The organism is Microbispora sp. KK1-11 (assembly GCF_006874435.1).
Lineage (GTDB): Bacteria > Actinomycetota > Actinomycetes > Streptosporangiales > Streptosporangiaceae > Microbispora > Microbispora catharanthi.
The window spans coordinates 65,451-83,594 of the sequence record NZ_VIRJ01000026.1 but is presented as its reverse complement, the minus strand read 5'-3'; the positions used below and the strand labels follow the sequence as shown (position 1 = coordinate 83,594).

Sequence of the window (18,144 nt, the reverse complement as noted above, 5' to 3'; positions counted from 1 at the left end):
GCCGCCGCCGGACGTCGACCCCCGTCACCGGTAGCCGGTGACGTCGGCGGGGCGGCCGGGGTCCTGGACCTCCACGAGATAGCGCCAGCAGTCGGGGCGGCTGCCGTCCACGTCGGTGAAGCCGTACACCTGGGCCAGTTGTCCGCTGGACAGCGACTCCCCGTTCCAGCGGCTCGCCTCCGGGTCGGCGGCCAGGGCCGCCACCGCGCGTCCGACGAAGGCCGGGGTCTCGGAGATGGCGAAGTGCGGCACGTTGACCAGCGCGTCACGCCAGTTGGCCTCCGTCACGCCGAAGTGCTCCAGCATGAGCTCGGAACGCAGCCAGCCCGGGGTGAGCGACACCGCGGTCGCGCCGTGCGGCGCCAGCTCCTTGGCCTGGGCGAACGCCATGCGGATCACGGACGTCTTCGCGAGGTCGTAGAAGAACGAGACGCGGTAGTTGGCCGCGTTGTACTCCGCCGTGCCGTCGGTGACCTCGACCACCAGGCCACCCGGCTTGCGGATCAGCAGCGGGAGCGCGTAATGGCTGGTGATGATGTGCGTGTCGATCGCCAGCCGCAGGATGCGCAGGCCGTCGTCGAGCGAGTGCTCCCAGAGCCGGTCGTTCCAGCTGAACAGCAGCTCGCCGCCCCAGATGTCGTTGACCAGCACGTCGAGCGCGCCCTGCTCGGCGTCGATCCGCTCCACGAGGGCCCGCACCTGTTCGCGGTCGAGGTGGTCCACCGGCACGGCGATCCCCCGCCCGCCGGCGGCGGTCACCAGCTCGGCCGTCTCCTCGATGGTCTCCGGCCGGTTCATCTCCGAGGGCCGCTCGCGGGTGCTGCGGCCGGTCACGTAGACCGTCGCCCCCGCCGCGCCCAGCTCGACCGCGATGCCGCGTCCCGCGCCCCGAGTCGCCCCGGCGACCAGCGCGACCTTTCCCGTCAGGCTGTTCGTCATGAGACGGCATGGTGGCACACGCCACCGACAGAAAACGGGGACCGCGGCTTAGTCGCGATCCCTGGGGGCAGCGCGTGCTTTCAGCTAGGGTGCTGATCGCGATCCCGGAGGAGGACGGCATGAGCGAATATGCGGCGACTTTTCAACTTATCGACACCGACGGGGATGGGCGGATCTCCGCCGAGGAGCTCGTACGCCTGATGGAGGTGCTCGGCCGGCCGCTCACACTGCAGGGGGCGCAGGGCGCGATCGACAGGGTCGACGCCGACCGCGACGGCCTGATCGATCTGGAGGAGTTCGGCGCCTGGCTGAGCAGCGCGGAACAGCGCTGAGCGGGCGTTGAGCGCGCGCTGAAAGGCGACGACGAGTTCTGGGGCGCGGTGCCGGCGAGCGTCGCGAGGCTGCTGCGTCCCCGCATGGGCGACGTCGCGGACCGGGTGATCGCGGAGATCCAGCGGCGGGTGCCCGAATACGCCCGCCCGGAGGACGAGGTCTACATCAAGGTCCTGCGGCTGTCGGTCAACCAGGCGCTGCAGGGGTTCCTGGAACGCATCGAGAACCCGCGGGCGCCGTGGGACCCCGAGGTCTTCCGGACGATCGGCAGGGGCGAGGCCGCCGAGGGGCGCGACCTCGAGCCCTTCCAGACCGCGATGCGGCTGGGCGCGCGGGTGGCGTGGCGGCGGCTCACCGAGCAGTCCGAGCAGCTCGGCCTCGACCCGCGGACGCTGTACGACCTGGGCGAGGCCATCTTCGTCTACCTCGACCAGCTCGCCGACGCGGCCGCGCAGGGCTTCGCCGAGGCGCGGGCGCACGCGGCAGGCGAGATGGAGCGCCGCCGCCGGCGGCTGCTCGACCTGCTTCTCACCCGCCCCGCGGCCTCGCCGGAGGCCGTCGCCGACCTGGCCAGGGCGGCCGGCTGGCGGCTCCCCCGCACGGTCGCCGGGGTGGCCCTGGAGGAACGCGACGGCGGTTCTCCCCTGCCGGTGCTGCCGCCGGACGTGCTGACCGGGCTCGACCGCAACGTCCCGTGTCTCGTGGTGCCGGATCCCGGCGGTCTCGGGCGGGTGCAGGCGCTGGAGAACGCCCTGCGCGGCTGGCGGGCCGCGATCGGCCCCGCCGTGCCGCTCGCCGCCGCCGCGAACTCTCTCGGCTGGGCCAGGGAGGCCCTCGACCTCGGCACCCGCGGCGTCCTGCCCCGGCGGGGACTGCTGCGCTGCGCCGACCACATGGCCACGCTGGTCGTCTTCAAGGACGAGGACCTGGTGGCCGCCCTGGCGGAGGTGCGCCTCGCGCCCCTCGCCCATCTGCGCCAGAGCCAGCAGGACCGCCTGGCCGAGACCCTGCTCGCCTGGCTGCGTCACGGCCGGGGCGTCGCCGAGGTCGCCGCGGCGCTCCACGTCCACCCGCAGACCGTGCGGTATCGGCTGCGCCAGATCGAGCAGCTGTACGGCGACGCGCTCGCCGACCCCGACGTCCGGTTCGAGCTGGAGATCGTCCTGCGCGCCCGCCAGGCCCGCCAGGACCCGCCCGGCTAGGCCGGGTCCGCCCTCCCCTACGGGAGGGTGCCGCCGCTGGTGCGCAGGCCCCGGGCCGCCGGTCGCTCGTGCAGGCCGAACCGCGCCTCCGGCTCCCGCGCGCCGTCGAGGATCCCGGCCACGTATCCGGCCAGGGCCGGGGCGTGCTTGAAGCCGTGCCCGGACTCACCGCCGAGCAGCCAGACGCCGTCCTCGACCTCGGCGATGATCCACTCGGCGTCCCTGGTGAGCGCGTACTGGCAGACCTGGCTGAACACCACCGGCGCGCCCACCAGCGAAGGGAACCGCCTGGCCAGGTAGGCGCGCGCCTGCTCCTCGGTGTGCCGCAGCACCCGCCTGCCGCCGCTCTCCGGGTCGTACGGCTCGCCCTCGGCGTCGCCGGTGACCTTCATCCCCATGCCGTCCAGGTCGCCGTGCCCGTACGCCGACAGGTCGTAGTCGCAGAACGCGGGCAGCGGCGGCGTGGTCCAGTCCCTGGGCACCCCGAAGTGGAAGGTGTCCTGCCGCGTCACCTCGACGTGTCCCGCCTCGTGCGGGAACAGCCGCGGCAGCCACGCGCCGCACGCCCACACCACCCGGTCCGCCGTCAGCACCTCGCCGTCCGCCACGACCCCGGCCCCCCGTCCGTACGGCACGGCCCGGGCGCGGACCTGCCGGACACCGGCCACGCCGGCCAGGCGCGCGGTCACCTGCGTCGCCCGCCGGGCCCGCAGCACTCCGGCGTTCGGCTCCCACAGCACGAAGGCGAGGTCGTCGCCCCGCAGGCCGGGGAACCGCCGCGCCGCCTCGGCCGGGTCGAGCAGCTCGCAGGGGATGTCCAGCCGCTCGAGCACCCGGGCGCTGCGCGTCTCCCAGCCGTCCGGGTCGCGGGCGAACCACATCAGCCCCGACTCGACGTACAGCTCCTCGCCGGTCCGCTGTTCCAGCCGGCGCCAGGCGTCGCGGGCCTGCCAGGCCAGCCGGGGATACCAGTCGTCGGAGCCGTGCGCGCAGCGCAGCAGGCGGGTCTCCCCGGCGCTGGCCTGACGCACGTGACCCGGCGCGTACTGCTCGACGAGCGTCACCCGCCAGCCCTCGTCGGCCAGCCGCAACGCCAGCGACGCCCCCCAGATCCCCGCCCCCACGACGATCGCCGACTTCATCCATCGCTCCTTGATCGCGGACCGAACCTGCATCCGACGTAGGCTACGTCGGATGCGGGTTTCGCCTACAGGCGCACCGGTGCGGCGATAATCGATGGCATGATGGCGGCCGAATCGGCGCAGACGCTCGAACGGGGCTTACGGCTGTTGCGACTGCTCGCCGACGCGAACAGGGGCCGCACGCCGACCGAGCTCGCCCAGGAGCTGGGCCTGAGCCGGCCGATCGTCTACCGGCTCCTGACGACCCTGCAGGCCGAGGGCTTCGCCCGGCGGGACGCGCACGGCCGCGTGCATCTGGGCTTCGGGGTGCTCGTGCTGGCCCAGGCCGTGCACCCCCTGCTGCGGGCGGCGGCGCTGCCGGCGCTGCGCGCGCTCGCGGAGCAGGCCGGAGCCACCGCGCACCTGACCGTGGCCGAGGGCGACGAGGGCCTGGCCGTCGCGGTGGTCGAGCCGTCGTGGACCGACTTCCACGTCGCCTACCGGGAGGGCTCGCGCCATCCGCTGACGCGCGGCGCGGCCGGGCTGGCGCTGCTCGCGCTGCGCGAGGGCCGCACCGAGCCGCCGCTGCACACGAGCAGCGGACACCTCCAGGAGGGCGCGCAGGGCATCGCCGCGCCGATTCCGGGCCTGCCGTGGCTGGAGGCGTCCGTCGGCGTGGTCAGCTTCGCCGACCTCGACGGGGACAAGGTGGGCCCGCTGGTCCTGGAGGCCGCCTGCCGCCTCACGTCCGCCCTGTCCGAGCCCCCGCGCTGACGGTCGCCATTCCGGCGGCCGGGGCTCGGAGCTCGTGGCCGACCGCTTGACATTCCCGGCGGCATGACGAATCGTCGTACATATATAGGACACTGCCGTCCGATTAACGGACAAGCAATCCGAAGGACACGCAGAGGAGGCGTCATGCCGTACTACCGCGTTGTCGGGGATGTGCCGCGCAAGCGCCACGTGCAGTTCCGCGCGCCCGACGGCGGGCTGTACAAGGAGGAGCTCATGGGAGAGGAGGGCTTCTCCTCCGACTCCTCGCTGCTCTACCACCGTCACGCGCCGACCGCCATCGTCAAGGCCGAGGCCGTGGACGCGGGAGCGTCCGGCCTCACGCCCAACCTGCCGCTGTCCCCCCGCCATTTCCGCACCCAGGACCTGACTCCCGACGGCGACCTCGTCTCCGGGCGGATGCTGCTCGCGGGCAACTCCGACGTCCGCATCTCGTACGCCGCGGCGCAGACGCCCAGCGAGCTGTACCGCGACTCGATGGGCGACGAGTGCGTCTACATCGCGCGCGGCCGGGCCCGGTTCGAGTCGGCGTACGGCGCGCTCGACGTGGCCGAGGGCGACTACGTGGTGATCCCGACCGGGACGATCCACCGGTGGGTGCCCGAGGGCCCGGTGACCGCGCTGGTGATCGAGGCGGCCGGGCACATCAGGCCGCCGAAGCGCTACCTGTCCCAGTTCGGCCAGTTCCTTGAGCACGCGCCGTACTGCGAGCGCGACCTGCGCGCGCCGGCCGAGCCGCTGCTCGTGGACGGCGAGGAGGTCCCGGTCCTGGTCAGGACGCGGGGCGGGCTGACCAGGCTGACCTACGCCCACCATCCCTTCGACGTGGTGGGCTGGGACGGCTGCCTCTACCCGTACGCGTTCAACATCCAGGACTTCGAGCCGATCGTGAAGCGCACCCACGCGCCGCCGCCGGTCCACCAGACCTTCGAGGGCCCGGGCTTCGTCGTCTGCTCGTTCTGTCCCCGGCCGCTGGACTTCCACCCGGAGGCCGTGCCGATCCCGTACAACCACCACAACGTGGACTCCGACGAGTTCATGTTCTACGTGGGCGGCGACTACACGGCCAGGAAGGGGTCGGGCATCGACGTCGGCTCGATCTCGCTGCACCCGGCCGGCTTCACGCACGGCCCGCAGCCGGGCGCGGTGGAGGCCGCCGTCGAGGCCGTGCGCCAGGGGCACACCGAGACGACCGAGATGGCCGTCATGATCGACACCTTCCGCCCGCTCGACCTCGGCCAGGCCGCCCTCGCCTGCGAGGACACCGACTACGCGTGGACGTGGGCGAGATGAGCTTCGGGCTCGACAACCTGCCGTACGGGGTGTTCTCCCGGCCCGGCGAGCCCCGCAGGGTCGGCGTCCGGGTCGGGGACCAGGTCCTCGACCTGGCGGCCGCCCTCGGCGGGGACGTCTACGCGGCGCCCAGCCTCAACCCGCTGCTGGCCCTGGGCCGTGCGGCCTGGCAGGAGTCGCGGGCGCGGGCACGCGAGGCGGCGGCCACGGGCGACCACATGGTCCCGCTGGCGGAGGTGACCCTGCACCTGCCGGTCGAGGTGGCCGACTACGTGGACTTCTACGCCTCGCTGGAGCACGCGTCGAACCTCGGGCGGATGTTCCGGCCGGACGACGAGCCGCTGAAGCAGAACTGGCGGCACCTGCCCGTCGGCTACCACGGGCGAGCCGGCACCGTCGTCGTCTCGGGGACGCCGATCAGGCGGCCGTGCGGGCAGCGGCCGTCGTTCGGCCCCTCCCAGAAGCTCGACATCGAGGCGGAGGTCGGGTTCGTCGTCGGGGTGCCGACGCGGCTCGGCGAGCGCGCCGGCGCGTTCGAGGACCACGTCTTCGGGGTGGCGCTCGTCAACGACTGGAGCGCCCGCGACATCCAGGCGTGGGAGTACGTCCCGCTCGGTCCGTTCCTGGGCAAGTCGTTCGCCACCTCGATGTCCGCGTGGATCACACCGCTCGACGCCCTGGAGGGGGCCAGGGTCGAGGGCCGGTCGCAGGAGCCCGAGCCCCTGCCGTACCTCGCCAGGCAGGCGCCCTGGGGGCTCGACCTCACGCTGCGCGTCGGTCTCAACGGCGAGACGGTCTCGACGCCGTCGTTCCGCGACATGTACTGGACGCCCGACCAGATGCTCGCCCACATGACCGTGAACGGCGCCCGCCTCCGCACCGGCGACCTGTTCGCGAGCGGGACGGTGTCTTCGATCGGACAGCCGGGCTCGCTCATCGAGCTGACCTGGAACGGCGCGGAGCCGGTCAAACTACCGAACGAGACCCGGACCTTCCTGGAGGACGGCGACACCGTCACGATCACCGCGTGGACCTCGCACGGGATCAGCCTCGGCGAGGTCTCGGGGAAGATCCTTCCTGCGACTTAGCGTGTTCCTGTCGTCACCCATCGCTATCTTGGGTGCCCGTGAAGCCACGCACCCCGCCTCCCGCCGCCCGCGCCCTGCTCGCGGTGCTGCTCGTGGCCTGTCCCGCGCTTGCCGCGGGCTGCGCCGTACGCGTGCCGTCCGCGCCGCGCATCACGATCACCCCGGCCTCCGGCGCGGTCGCGGTCGCGCCGGAGTCGGGGCTGGTCGTCAGGGCGGAGGGCGGCAGGCTGACCAGCGTGCTGGCGTTCGCGGGGCGCGAGCCGGTGCCCGGCGGCTTCGACCCGGCCCGCACCGTCTGGCGGTCGTCGTGGACGCTGCGCCCCGGCACGCAGTATGTCGTCAACGCCGTCGCGACCGGGCCCCAGAACGTCACCACCCAGGTCGCGGGGCGGTTCCGCACGCTCACCCCGCGCCATGAGCTCGCCGTCGCCTCGGTCGTCCCGTCCGACGGGGAGACCGTCGGGATCGGCATGCCGATCATCGTGACGTTCACCAGACCGGTCGAGGAACGTGCGGCGGTCGAGCGCGCACTGGAGGTCCGGGGCCCGGCCGAGGGCGCCTGGCACTGGGCGAGCCCCACCCAGGTCGTCTACCGGCCGCGGAAGTGGTGGCCGGCCGGCGGCGAGGTGCGCGTCACCGCCCATCTCGCCGGCGTCCGCGTCGCCCCCGGCACGTACGGCGCCGCCGACCGGAGCGTGGCCTTCACCGTGGGGCGGGCCATGGTCAGCTCGGTCGACGCCCGCACCCACCAGATGGTGGTGCGGCAGGACGGCAGGGTGGTCCGGCACATGCCGATCAGCGCCGGCATGGCGACCACCAGGGAGTACACGACCACGAGCGGGATCCACCTGACGATGGACAAGGGCAGCCCCGTCCGCATGGTCTCGCCGGGCCGCCACAAGGGCGACCCCGGCTACTACGACAAGCTCATCGACTACGCCGTACGGATCTCCAACAGCGGCGAGTACGTCCACGCGCTCGACAACGTGTGGGCGCAGGGCCGGGTCAACGTCAGCCACGGCTGCGTGAACGTCGGTCCCGACCAGGCGCGGTGGTTCTACGAGCACGCGCTGCGCGGCGATCCCGTCATCGTCACCGGCACCACGCGCCACCTTGAGTGGAACAACGGCTGGGGCTACTGGCAGCTCTCCTGGCCCCGATGGCTGGCCGGCAGCGCCCTCCGGCACGACGGCGCACAGACCCCTTCCGCCGTCTCTTGACAGAGGTCGCCGCGTCCAAGTCAGCGTCCTGCATTACGGTCGAGTCATGGCAGTAGCAATCGATTTGGCCCTTTACTGCGAGAACGCGCGCCTCCTCGCCGAGTTCTGGAAGACGGCGCTCGGCTACGTCGACGAGATCCCGGCAGCCCGGTACGCGACCGGTGAGGAGTCGCCCGCGCGGTTCGACCTGCCGGCCGGCGGCGCCGAGGACGACGGCGCCTGCCTCTGCGACCCCGAGGGGGTCGGCCCCCGGCTCTCCATCTTCCGGGTCCCCGAGCGGAAGACGACGGAAAACCGGCTCCACATCGACGTCCGCGTGCCGGGAGACGGCACGGCCGCCGACCGGTGGGAGCGGATCAGGGCGGAGGCCGCCCGGCTGGTCCGGGCCGGCGGCACGATCCTGGAGGCGTTCGACGACCACATCCTGATGGCCGACCCGGAGGGCAACGAGTTCCGCGTCACCGCAGCGTAACCCGGTAAGGAGTCGGCTCTCTGGGAGACCGGGACCGTACGCGTTAGGTTTGAGGAGGAGGAACCCGACCCGAGCGGTGTTCGTTCATTGCTATGGAGGCGGCAATGGACTCCTGGATCGTATGGCTCATCCTGGCGGCGGTGCTGGGTGTCGCGGAGATCTTCACGCTGACCGCGGCCTTGGGGCTGCTGTCGGTCGCGGCCCTGCTCACGACCGTGGTCGCGGTCGTCGGGCTGCCGCCCGCGATCCAGCTCGCCGTGTTCGTCATCGCCTCCGCCGCCGGCCTCGCCGGGGTGCGCCCGATCGCGCTCCGGCACATCAGGCAGCCGCCGCCGAAGCGCTTCGGGGTGTCCGCGCTCGTCGGCAAGTCCGCCTACGTGACCAAGGAGGTCACCGGCAGGGACGGCCGGGTGCGGATCGGCGGCGAGGAGTGGTCGGCTCGTGCCTACGACGAGACGCTCGTGATCCCGCCGGGGGCCACGGTCGACGTCATAGAGATCGAGGGCGCCACCGCCCTCGTCTATCCCCGGGAGTGAGCAATGGACGCAGCAGTGGTCGCCGGAATCGTCATCGCGTTCGTCGTGATCCTGACGGTGCTGCGGGCGGTCCGGATCGTGCCCCAGGCCAGAGCCGGCAACGTCGAGCGCCTGGGCAGGTACTACCGCACACTGGGCCCCGGACTGAACTTCGTCATCCCCTTCATCGACCGGGTCCGCCCGCTGCTGGACCTGCGCGAGCAGGTGGTGTCGTTCAAGCCGCAGCCGGTCATCACCGAGGACAACCTCGTCGTGGACATCGACACGGTGCTGTATTTCCAGGTCACCGATCCCCGGGCGGCGGAGTACGAGATCGCCAACTTCATCCAGGGCGTCGAGCAGCTCACCGTGACGACGCTGCGCAACGTGGTCGGCGGCATGGACCTGGAGAAGACGCTCACCTCTCGTGACATGATCAACAGCCAGCTGCGCGGCGTGCTGGACGAGGCCACCGGCAAGTGGGGCATCCGGGTCAACCGGGTCGAGATCAAGGCGATCGACCCGCCGAAGACCATCAAGGACGCCATGGAGAAGCAGATGCGCGCCGAGCGGGACAAGCGGGCGGCGATCCTCACGGCCGAGGGCCAGCGGCAGTCGCAGATCCTCACGGCCGAAGGTGAGAAGCAGAGCGCGATCCTGCGCGCCGAGGGCGAGCGGACCTCCCAGATCCTCAAGGCCCAGGGTCAGTCGCAGGCGATCGACGAGGTGTTCCAGGCCGTGCACCGCAACGACCCCGACCCCAAGCTGCTCGCCTACCAGTACCTCCAGGTGCTGCCCCAGCTCGCCCAGGGTCAGGGCAACACGATGTGGGTGATCCCGAGCGAGGTCACCTCGGCGCTCGGCACGTTGTCCAAGGCGTTCACCGAGTCGCTGCCCGCCAGCCGGGCCACCGTGACGGACGGCAGGGAGCACGAGCGGAGCACTGCGGGCAGCGAGGCCGTCGCGGAGGCCGAGCGCGCCGCCGCCGAGGCCAAGGCGGCGGCCGAGGACAGCGAGCTCGGACCGCGCCAGATCGAGGCCCGCCGCCCCGGCCTCGGCGCGGACGGCGTCCCCAACCCCGACCCGGCCCACGCCGTGCGCCCGGACGAGCGCCCGTAGCGCACTCAGACCATGGCCGGGTAAGCGGCGCGCACCTCGGGACCACCGGGGACGCGCGGAGCGGGGTCCGCGGAGGGGAGGACCACAGCAGCTCGGTTCCCTGTCAGGCGCCTGCCGCCGGTCCGTACGCCCGCAGGAAGGTGTCGACGGCGGCATCGGCCACTCCGCGGGCCTCCTCGGGGGAGGCGGTGCGGGTGCCGAGCGCCGTCCGCACCTCCATCGGGCCGGTGAGCAGCGCCAGGAACTGCTCGGCCGCGAGCGCCGGATCGCAGGGACGTAGGCGTCCGGACAGGGAGAGCCGGGCCAGCCGATCCGCCAGGGCCTCGGCGAGCCGGCGCCCCGTCCGCCCCTGCACGATCTCGACGATGTCGGGGATTCGGGCGATCTGGCCGTAGGTCAGCCGTCGCAGCGCGTGCGAGCGCTCACCGCAGCACACCTGGAGCAGGATGTACGCCACGTCCTCGAAGACGGCCCGCAGATCGTCACCGGGATCCCGCAGCCTGTCCACCACGGCCAGGTTCTCCGCCGACACGGCGTCGGCCGCGACCTCCATCGCCTGCCGGAACAGGCTCTCCTTGTCGCCGAAGTGGTTGTAGACGGTCAGCTTGGCGACCCCCGCCGCTTCGGCGATCTCCTGCACGGACGCCTGCGCGTAGCCCTGCTCGGCGAAGACGGCGAAAGCGGCCTCCAGGATCGCCCGCCGCTTGTCGATGCGTCCCCGGGAGTAGGGGCGTCCCGCCGTCGTCAGCTCCGCCATCACGACCCGCACTGTACCAGCGGGACCACTTAAGTGAACCTGCTTGTTCAAAACCTTTCAGATCAATAGAGTAAACCGGCAAGTTCAATCTGGAAGGGAAACTCGTGATCGTCAACATCCTGCGGTTCAGCTTCAGAGACGGGACCACCGACGAGGAGAAGGAGGAGGTGCTGGCGGCGATGAGGCGCACGGCGTCCGTCGAGTCGGTGGCGTTCTCCAGCGTCGGCCAGGACCTGGGGGATCCCTCCGACGGCTACACCCACGCCTACCTCGCCGCCGTCGAGGACCTCGCGGCGCTGGAGCGGTACATGTACGACCCGGTGCATCTGGAAGGCGACCCGCACATCCTGCCCCGCCTCGACCGGCTCTCGGCGGTGCGCCTGTCGGACGACCCGGATCCCGGCCTGCACGAGAAGATCACCGCCATGCACCTGAAGAAGGTGGCGACCTATCCCGAGTGGGGCCGGCTCCTCGACGCCATCCCCAACGGCCGGGTCTCCGGTTAGCGGCGGCCCCCGGCGCTCAGGACGCGGCAAGGGCCACGCGATCGGCGAAACGGGTGTAACGCGACAGTTCATCGCGTGTAGGGGCGACGATCAGCTCTCCGGCGACCTGTTCGATGCCGGCGCGCAACGCCTTGGCGGCTCTGCGGGCCCTGCGCCTGCCTCCGGCCCAGGCGAACACCCGGCACAGCGCGGCGATCAGCACCCCGGCCAGCGCGCCGCCCAGCAGGAGCACGGTCGGCCACGGCGCCCGGCCGACCGTGGGGGTGGGAAGCCCGGGCAGCATGAGGTAGTCCAGCGCGAAGCGCACGAGCAGCCAGATCGCGCCCCCGGCCATCGCGGCGACGGTCAGCCACTGCGCCGTCCCCGCCACGCGCCACCACCGAGGGGCGCTGGAGACGCGGCCCGAGATCGCCGCGGCGACCGTGCGGTCCAGGGCGTCCGTCAACTCCTCCGACCGCGACCGCGCCGCGTGCCGTACGGCCGTCGCCCACGGCTCGGGCACCGAGGCCGAGGCGGCGGCGCCGACGTCGCGCAGGGCGGTGTCCACGGCCGAGACCTCCACGGCGGTGGCCGCGGGCAGCGAGGAACGGGCGCCCTTGGCCAGGTGGAGACGGCGCAGCGGATCGGGCCGCAGCCTGCGCAGCCAGCGCGTCACCGGCCAGCCCGTCGCGGCGATCGAGCGGTGCCGGTGCGACTTCGCGACCGCCTCGACCGCGGCGGGCACCCCGGCCGCCTGAGCCAGCGCCCGCGTCAGCGCCCTGGTCACGGCGGCCTCCGGCGCCGCGACCTGTCCCGGCGCGGGCGGGGTGTCCGCCCAGAGCTCGGAGGCGGCCGAGGCCACGTCGGCGGCGAGCCGGGACGACCAGGCGCGGCGGAGGGAGACCTGACGGTCGAGCAGCGCCCGCAGTTCGGGAACGCCCTCGCCGGTGCGTGCGGAGACCCCGAGCACCGGCACCCCTTCGAGCCCGTCGGCCGCCAGCAGGCCGCGCAGGTCGTCGAGACAGCGCTTGACGGACCGCTCCGGCAGCCGGTCCACCTGGTTGAGCACGACGACCATGACGTCCCGGTGCCGGGCGAGCGGGCCCAGGTAGCGCTCGTGCACGGCCGCGTCGGCGTACTTCTGCGGGTCGAGCACCCAGACCAGCAGGTCGACCGCGGCGACCAGACGGTCGACCTCCCTGCGGTGGGACAGCTCGATGGAGTCGTGGTCGGGCAGGTCCAGCAGGATCAGTCCCGTCGCGTCGCCCTCGACCGTGTGCCGCAACGGGACGTCGAGCCAGTCGAGCAGCGGTCCCGAGCCGTCCGGGCCCCACAGGGCCGCCTGCGCCTTGGCGGTCGTCGGCCGGGTCACCCCCACTGTCGCCAGCTCGGTCCCTGACAGGGCGTTGAACAGCGACGACTTGCCGCTCCCCGTCGCCCCGGCGAGGGCGACCGCGGTGTGCTCCACCGACAGGCCGCGCCGTGCGCCGGCCCGGGCGACCACGGCGCGGGCGTGGTCCACGGCCTCCTGGCCGAGCCGGCCCTCCGCCAGGTCGGCGGCCTCCGCGAGCGCCTCCAGGCGGTCGTCCAGCGACACCTCCGCCTTCCTGCGCGGGAGCTTCAAAGGACGCCCCTCTCCTGTACGGCCTTGGCGGCCTCCCGCAGCCGGGCCGCCGTCTCCGGAGCCGGGCCCAGCCCCTCCACCAGCGAGGTGAAGCGGGTGCGTTCCTCGTCGAGCAGCGCGCGGACGCGCCGCCGCAGGTCCTCGCGCGCCTCCTGGGTCAGCGTGCGTACGGCCTGGTCGCCGAAGACGGCTTCGAGCAGCTTCTGACTGAGCACGCCGGTGCCGCCGGCGATGCCCAGCTCGATTCCGGTGATCCCGCCGGTCGTGGAGAACACCGCCAGCATGATCAGCACGCCGAGGCTGTTCACGCCGAACGACGCCGCCCGGGCGAGCGTGCGCCGGTCGGCGCCCTCGGAACGGACGAGGTCGAGCACGTGCCCCTGCCAGTCGCGTACGGCCACGCCGGCCCGGGAGGGCAGATCGGCGGACGCGCGGCCGAGCCGCCCGGAGACGGCGACGCCGGACCTCTCCAGCAGGTCGCGCCCGGCGGGCAGGGCCAGCCACGCCTCCACGGCCCGCTCCGCGGCGGCGTCGGCGGTAGCGCGGATCAGCGACTCCACCCCGCTCTCCAGCGCGACCCGCAGCTCCCTGTCGGGCGCGGGGCGGCCCCGGAAGACGGCGACGAGGCGGTCGCGCAGCCAGCCGACGCGGGACTCCAGGGCCCGCATGAGGTCGCCGGTGCCGACGAAGTCCTGCCAGCGGGCCAGCACCTCGCCGCGCAGCAGCCTGCCGTCGCGCATGCCCTCGTCGAACGCCGACATCGCCACGTCGTACGCCCTGCCCGCGATGTCGCGCAGCTCGGCGATCCCCGCCCGCTGGCGCTCCACCCGGTCGGCCAGGTCGGGCACCCGGGTGCCGAGGCTGTCCAGGGCGCCGGACAGGGTCCGCCGTACGACCTCGGCCCGCGCCTTGGCGTTCACGGACAGGTCGGCGAGCCAGGTGGCGATCGGCTGCACGACGTGGCCGGGCAGCCGGGCGCGCTCCGACGGCAGTTCCAGTTCGGGGACGGCGAACAGCGGTGTGCCGTCCAGGCCGTTCTCCCGCAGGAGCCGGGTCAGGTCGGCGGCCACGGGCTCGCGGGCCTCGGCCGGGACCCGCTGGAGGATCACCGCGAGCGCCGTGCTCCGCTCCCGGGCCAGGCGCAGGAAGCTCCACGGCACCTCGTCGGCGTACCGCGCGGCGGTCGTGACGAACAGCCACAGGTCGGCCGCGGCGAGCAGCTGCGCGGCCAGCTCGCGGTTGGCCGTGACGACCGAGTCGATGTCGGGGGCGTCGAGCAGCGCCAGCCCGGGGGGCAGGGCGTCCACGGGGGCGATCCGCAGGGTGCCGGGCTCGCCGCGTCCCCCGCCGGCCGCTCCGCCCGTCACCCTCGCCAGCCCGGGCAGGACCGTCGTGGAGGTGAACCAGGCGGCGTCGGCGGGGTTGCACACCAGGGTCGGCGCGAGCGTGGTGGGCCGCAGCACCCCCGGCTCGGTCACGAGCATGCCGGCCAGCGAGTTGACCAGGGTGGACTTGCCCGCCCCGGTGGAACCGCCGACCACGGCGAGCAGCGGCGCGTCGATGGCCGACAGGCGGGGCAGCAGGTAGTCGTCGAGCTGCCCGCGCAGCTCCCCGAGAACGCGCCGGTCGGCCGCGGCGTCCCCGATCTCCAGGGGGAACAGGTCCTGTTCGAGGTGACGCCGCAGGCTCTCCAGCGCGGCCCGCAGCCTGTCGTTCCCCGCCATACTCACGACCTTCCCTGAGGAAGGCCGCCGAATCAGGCGCTCCGGCCCTCAGGCGGAAGGAGTGGGCGCGGGCAGCAGCACCTTGCACTTGTCGTACGCCTTGGCCACCTTGGGGTCCGTCGTGGCCAGAGCGCGCACGCGCCCGTCCGCGGGCAACTCGGCGCCGTTGTCCTTCATGCAGGTGCGGAACGCCTGCATGGCCTGCGGATCGGCGCCGCGCCGGCCGCCGAACCCGCCCCGGCCGCCTTGCGGCATCAGCGAGCGGCACGCCTCGAACGCCTTGCTCATGGCGGGGTCCATCGACCGGAACCCGCCGAAGCCTCCGCTCGGTCTGGCGGTCGGTCTGCCCGTGGGCCTGCCGCCGGCCATTCCGGACGGACGCCCGGTCGGCAGCGTGACGCCGTTCTTGCGCAGGCACTCGGTGAACGCGGCCCGGGGGTCGGCGCTCGAACCGCCGCCTGCGGCGGCCTGCGTGGTGGTCGTGGCAGGGGTGTCGTCACCGCCGCCGCAGCCGGTCACCATGACCGCCAGGGCCGCCGCGGCGACCGCGATGGACAGGTATCGCAAGGGGATCACCCTAGCCTTTCGTCGGTGGCCTCTCGTCGAGGAGGGCATACGGGGAGGCGGACGCGGAACACCGCGCCGCGGCCGGGCTCGCTGTCGGCCGTTATGGTGCCGCCGTGGGCCTGGACCAGAGCGGCGGCGATGGACAGCCCGAGCCCCGTGCCGCCGGAGTCCGACCGGCTGCGCGAGGGATCGGCGCGGTAGAACCTCTCGAAGACGCGTTCGGCGTCGCCGGAGGCCAGGCCGGGCCCGTCGTCGGCCACCTCGATCAGGGCCTGCGATCCGGACACGATCCCCACGCCGACGCGGAACGCGGTGCCCGCGGGGGTGTGCCGCAGGGCGTTGCTGACGAGGTTGCCGACGACCTGGCGCAGCCGCGCCTCGTCGCCGAGCACCCGCACCGGCTCGTCCGAGTCGTCCAGCCGCAGCAGGTCGATCTCCCGGTCCGGCGCGAGGGTCTGCGCGTCGAGCACCGCCCCGGCGGCGAGGCTGAGCACGTCGACCGGGCGGCGTTCGAGCGGGCGCTGCTGGTCCAGCCGGGCGAGCAGCAGCAGGTCGTCCACCAGCAGGCCCATCCGTACGGCCTGGTCCTCGATGCGGCGCAGCAGCACGACGGGGTCCTGCGAACTCTGCTGCCGGTACAGCTCGGCGAAGCCGCGGATCGAGGTGAGCGGGGTGCGCAGCTCGTGGGAGGCGTCGGCCATGAACCGGCGCATCCGCTCCTGCGACGCCTCCCGTTCCCGGAACGCCGTCTCGATCTGCGTGAGCATGCCGTTGATGGACCGGCCGAGACGGCCCATCTCCGTGCGACGGTGCCGGAGCGGGACGCGCCGCGACAGGTCTCCGGCCGCGATCGCCTCCGCCGTACGTTCGATCTCCCCCAGCGGGCGCAGGCTGCGCCGTACGAGCCAGTAGCAGGCGATCCCGAGCGCGACGAGCACCGCGAGGCCGACCCCCAGGACGATCACCGCCAGCCGGGACACCGTGCCGTCGATGTCGGCCAGGCTGATGGCCGCGACGCGGAAGCGGGTGCCGTCCTCCTCGCGTACGGCGATCGCCCGCCACAGCGCTCCCGAGGGGTCCTCGACCGTGAACAGCCACTGCCTGCGGTCCTGCCGGGGTCTGGGCAGCGCGGGCAGCGGATCGGCGTTCGGCGGCTCCTGGACGGTGCGGACGACGGCGCCGTTCCGGTCGAGCAGGACGATGTAGAACGAGCCGAACTGCCGCGGCGGCCGGGACGCGTTGCCCGTGGCCTGGAACGGAGGCGGCGGTTCCGCCGGGCGCCGGCCGACGGCCGTCAGTTGCCCGTCGACCCGGTCCACCAGGTAGCCACGCAGAAGCTGTACGGCGAAGCCGCCGGTCAGCGCGATCGCGAGCGTCACGAGCAGCAGCGTCCCCGCCACGAGCCGCAGCCAGAGCGGAGTCCTCGCGGCCCGCCGCCGCAGCTCGCGGATGCTCAGCAGGCGCAGCGCACCGACCGCGCGCGACAACGGGCGCCACCGGCGGGCGCGGGTGGACCCACCGGCCTTCGCACCGGCGTCGCGGCCCGGCCCGCCGGCGTGGAGCAGGTCACTGACGCGGCGCACGGAGGACATAGCCCACGCCGCGGAGCGTGTGGATCAGCTTCGGCCCGGTGGTGTCGATCTTGCGCCGGAGATAGGAGACGTACGACTCGACCACGTTGTGGTCGCCGCCGAAGTCGTAGTGCCAGACGTGGTCGAGGATCTGCGCCTTCGACACCACCCGGCCCTGGTTGACCATGAAGTAGTGCAGCAGCTTGAACTCGGTGGGCGACAGCCGTACGGGGACGCCGTCCCGCCAGACCTGGCGGGAGTCCTCGTCGAGCTCAAGATCGGCGACCTGCAGCCGGGCGGGGACGGCGTCGCCGCCGCGCGTGCGCCGCAGCACGGCCCGGATGCGCGCGAGCACCTCCTCCAGGCTGAACGGCTTGGTGACGTAGTCGTCGCCGGAGCCGAGTCCGGTGATCTTGTCCTCGTTCGCGTCCCTGGCGGTGAGGAACAGCACAGGGACCCGCCGCCCGGAGGCGTGGAGCCGGTCGGAGACGGCGAAGCCGTCCAGATCCGGCAGCATGACGTCGAGCACGATCAGATCGGGGCGCACCTTGGCGGCGATCTGGACCGCCTCACGGCCGGAGGACGCGGTGATCACCTCGAACCCGGCGTACCGAAGGCTCGCCGACAGCAACTCCCTGATGTCGGGCTCGTCGTCGACGACCAGCAGACGGCCTTCCCTGATCACGATCCCGCCCTCCGGCCCATGGCCGAGCCCTCGGTGACGGACGTCGCCGCCACCTGACCCTGGGCGTCGGCGGCCCCCGCGACGGTGACGAAGCTGCCCGGCTTGAGGTCGGAGACCTTCCCCGACCGGGTGACCCGCACCTTGGTGTCGCCCGAGGTCGTCACCGTGACCACGCCGCCGTTCACGGTCTGGACGTAGATCTTGTCGCCGTCGACCAGCTTGACCGTGCCGAAGGTCATGCCGCCGGGCCCTGCCCCTGCGCCTGCTCCTCCGCCCGCGCGCCCCGCGCCGCCGCCCGCGAAGCCGCCGCCCCCGCCCGCGCCCCGGGCGTACCCGCCGCCGAGTCCACCGCCCGGTCCTCCGCCGCCGGGGGCCTGACCGGCGCCGGCGTACGCACCGGCACCGGCCGCGCGGGACGGGAACCGGCCCGGCTCCGAGCCGCCCAGGAGCTTCTGCACCTGGATGCCGAGGAGCAGCCCGGCCACGAGCAGGACGCCTCCGGCCAGGGCGAGCGTCAGCTTCGACCCGCCCACCCGGGCGGGACGCGCCGCCAGCACCTCCTGGAGATCGTCGTCGAACGGCGAGGTCTCCAGAAGCTCCTCGGTGTCGTGCCTGCTCACATTCGTCTCCCTTCCAT

The 18,144-nt window shown here is 73.2% G+C and carries 19 protein-coding genes; 10 read left to right on the top strand and 9 right to left on the bottom strand.

Features of this window, described 5'->3' with window-relative positions; translation table 11 throughout:
• Window positions 1-24: 24 nt before the first annotated feature.
• Window positions 25-939, bottom strand: coding sequence for an SDR family oxidoreductase (locus tag FLW16_RS30665; protein WP_142563606.1), 915 nt, complete (start codon window positions 937-939; stop codon window positions 25-27).
• An 89-nt stretch (window positions 940-1,028) separates the two neighbouring features.
• Between FLW16_RS30665 and FLW16_RS30660 the strand changes: the two genes are divergently transcribed.
• Both FLW16_RS30660 and FLW16_RS30655 read left to right on the top strand, forming a co-directional pair.
• Entirely contained in the window at window positions 1,029-1,271 is a 243-nt protein-coding gene (locus FLW16_RS30660) for an EF-hand domain-containing protein (protein WP_312847167.1), read from the top strand.
• A 48-nt stretch (window positions 1,272-1,319) separates the two neighbouring features.
• The gene (locus FLW16_RS30655; RefSeq protein WP_260615739.1) at window positions 1,320-2,474 is read left to right on the top strand and encodes a CdaR family transcriptional regulator; all 1,155 of its coding nucleotides are present in this window, start codon (window positions 1,320-1,322) and stop codon (window positions 2,472-2,474) included.
• 17 nt (window positions 2,475-2,491) lie between these two features.
• On the opposite strand, the gene FLW16_RS30650 is transcribed toward FLW16_RS30655, so the two are convergent.
• Window positions 2,492-3,616, bottom strand: coding sequence for an FAD-binding oxidoreductase (locus tag FLW16_RS30650; RefSeq protein ID WP_185949659.1), 1,125 nt, complete (start codon window positions 3,614-3,616; stop codon window positions 2,492-2,494).
• Window positions 3,617-3,715: 99 nt separating this feature from the next.
• Here FLW16_RS30650 and FLW16_RS30645 point away from each other — a divergent pair, with 99 nt between their 5' ends.
• The 7 genes from FLW16_RS30645 (at window position 3,716) to FLW16_RS30615 (ending at window position 10,094) form a co-directional block, all read left to right on the top strand.
• Window positions 3,716-4,369, top strand: a complete 654-nt coding sequence (locus FLW16_RS30645; RefSeq protein WP_259405771.1) for a helix-turn-helix domain-containing protein — start codon at window positions 3,716-3,718, stop codon at window positions 4,367-4,369.
• A gap of 144 nt (window positions 4,370-4,513) precedes the next feature.
• The gene (locus FLW16_RS30640; RefSeq protein WP_142563604.1) at window positions 4,514-5,680 is read left to right on the top strand and encodes a homogentisate 1,2-dioxygenase; all 1,167 of its coding nucleotides are present in this window, start codon (window positions 4,514-4,516) and stop codon (window positions 5,678-5,680) included.
• Window positions 5,677-6,768: a fumarylacetoacetase gene (gene fahA, locus FLW16_RS30635; protein WP_142563669.1), complete on the top strand. Its 1,092-nt coding sequence runs from the start codon at window positions 5,677-5,679 to the stop codon at window positions 6,766-6,768. Before FLW16_RS30640 ends, fahA begins: the two co-directional genes overlap by 4 nt.
• 38 nt (window positions 6,769-6,806) lie before the next feature.
• Window positions 6,807-7,988 (top strand): Ig-like domain-containing protein, encoded by a 1,182-nt coding sequence (locus tag FLW16_RS30630; RefSeq protein WP_142563603.1) that lies wholly within the window; start codon window positions 6,807-6,809, stop codon window positions 7,986-7,988.
• A 46-nt stretch (window positions 7,989-8,034) separates the two neighbouring features.
• Window positions 8,035-8,460, top strand: a complete 426-nt coding sequence (locus FLW16_RS30625) for a VOC family protein (protein WP_142563602.1) — start codon at window positions 8,035-8,037, stop codon at window positions 8,458-8,460.
• A gap of 104 nt (window positions 8,461-8,564) precedes the next feature.
• Window positions 8,565-8,996, top strand: coding sequence for an NfeD family protein (locus tag FLW16_RS30620; protein WP_142563601.1), 432 nt, complete (start codon window positions 8,565-8,567; stop codon window positions 8,994-8,996).
• A 3-nt stretch (window positions 8,997-8,999) separates the two neighbouring features.
• Window positions 9,000-10,094, top strand: coding sequence for an SPFH domain-containing protein (locus FLW16_RS30615; RefSeq protein ID WP_142563600.1), 1,095 nt, complete (start codon window positions 9,000-9,002; stop codon window positions 10,092-10,094).
• A 103-nt stretch (window positions 10,095-10,197) separates the two neighbouring features.
• Here FLW16_RS30615 and FLW16_RS30610 read toward each other — a convergent pair whose 3' ends face one another.
• Window positions 10,198-10,851: a TetR/AcrR family transcriptional regulator gene (locus tag FLW16_RS30610; RefSeq protein WP_142563668.1), complete on the bottom strand. Its 654-nt coding sequence runs from the start codon at window positions 10,849-10,851 to the stop codon at window positions 10,198-10,200.
• 104 nt (window positions 10,852-10,955) lie between these two features.
• Between FLW16_RS30610 and FLW16_RS30605 the strand changes: the two genes are divergently transcribed.
• Window positions 10,956-11,357 (top strand): Dabb family protein, encoded by a 402-nt coding sequence (locus tag FLW16_RS30605; protein WP_079319519.1) that lies wholly within the window; start codon window positions 10,956-10,958, stop codon window positions 11,355-11,357.
• Window positions 11,358-11,373: 16 nt separating this feature from the next.
• On the opposite strand, the gene FLW16_RS30600 is transcribed toward FLW16_RS30605, so the two are convergent.
• The 6 genes from FLW16_RS30600 to FLW16_RS43990 are packed head-to-tail and all read right to left on the bottom strand — an operon-like array spanning window position 11,374 to window position 18,127.
• Complete coding sequence (locus FLW16_RS30600; RefSeq protein WP_142563599.1) at window positions 11,374-12,960, bottom strand: YfjP family GTPase; 1,587 nt, start codon at window positions 12,958-12,960, stop codon at window positions 11,374-11,376.
• On the bottom strand, window positions 12,957-14,684 hold the full coding sequence (locus FLW16_RS30595; protein ID WP_142563598.1) for an ABC transporter: 1,728 nt from the start codon (window positions 14,682-14,684) through the stop codon (window positions 12,957-12,959). Before FLW16_RS30595 ends, FLW16_RS30600 begins: the two co-directional genes overlap by 4 nt.
• Before the next feature lie 48 nt (window positions 14,685-14,732).
• Window positions 14,733-15,251, bottom strand: a complete 519-nt coding sequence (locus FLW16_RS30590; RefSeq protein ID WP_142563597.1) for a hypothetical protein — start codon at window positions 15,249-15,251, stop codon at window positions 14,733-14,735.
• A 5-nt stretch (window positions 15,252-15,256) separates the two neighbouring features.
• Window positions 15,257-16,834, bottom strand: coding sequence for a cell wall metabolism sensor histidine kinase WalK (locus tag FLW16_RS30585; RefSeq protein ID WP_260615738.1), 1,578 nt, complete (start codon window positions 16,832-16,834; stop codon window positions 15,257-15,259).
• Window positions 16,818-17,504, bottom strand: coding sequence for a response regulator transcription factor (locus tag FLW16_RS30580; protein ID WP_221891365.1), 687 nt, complete (start codon window positions 17,502-17,504; stop codon window positions 16,818-16,820). Before FLW16_RS30580 ends, FLW16_RS30585 begins: the two co-directional genes overlap by 17 nt.
• Window positions 17,504-18,127 carry a hypothetical protein gene (locus tag FLW16_RS43990; protein WP_185949658.1) on the bottom strand — a complete coding sequence of 208 codons (624 nt, stop codon included), beginning with the start codon at window positions 18,125-18,127 and terminating at the stop codon, window positions 17,504-17,506. Before FLW16_RS43990 ends, FLW16_RS30580 begins: the two co-directional genes overlap by 1 nt.
• Between the last annotated feature and the right edge of the window lie 17 nt (window positions 18,128-18,144).

Coding starts and splice junctions, on each gene's coding strand:
- FLW16_RS30665 (WP_142563606.1), bottom strand. CDS start 939: ATGACGAACAGCCTGACGGGAAAGGTCGCGCTGGTCGCCGGGGCGACT.
- FLW16_RS30650 (WP_185949659.1), bottom strand. CDS start 3,616: ATGAAGTCGGCGATCGTCGTGGGGGCGGGGATCTGGGGGGCGTCGCTG.
- FLW16_RS30645 (WP_259405771.1), top strand. CDS start 3,716: ATGATGGCGGCCGAATCGGCGCAGACGCTCGAACGGGGCTTACGGCTG.
- FLW16_RS30640 (WP_142563604.1), top strand. CDS start 4,514: ATGCCGTACTACCGCGTTGTCGGGGATGTGCCGCGCAAGCGCCACGTG.
- fahA (WP_142563669.1), top strand. CDS start 5,677: ATGAGCTTCGGGCTCGACAACCTGCCGTACGGGGTGTTCTCCCGGCCC.
- FLW16_RS30625 (WP_142563602.1), top strand. CDS start 8,035: ATGGCAGTAGCAATCGATTTGGCCCTTTACTGCGAGAACGCGCGCCTC.
- FLW16_RS30620 (WP_142563601.1), top strand. CDS start 8,565: ATGGACTCCTGGATCGTATGGCTCATCCTGGCGGCGGTGCTGGGTGTC.
- FLW16_RS30615 (WP_142563600.1), top strand. CDS start 9,000: ATGGACGCAGCAGTGGTCGCCGGAATCGTCATCGCGTTCGTCGTGATC.
- FLW16_RS30610 (WP_142563668.1), bottom strand. CDS start 10,851: ATGGCGGAGCTGACGACGGCGGGACGCCCCTACTCCCGGGGACGCATC.
- FLW16_RS30595 (WP_142563598.1), bottom strand. CDS start 14,684: ATGGCGGGGAACGACAGGCTGCGGGCCGCGCTGGAGAGCCTGCGGCGT.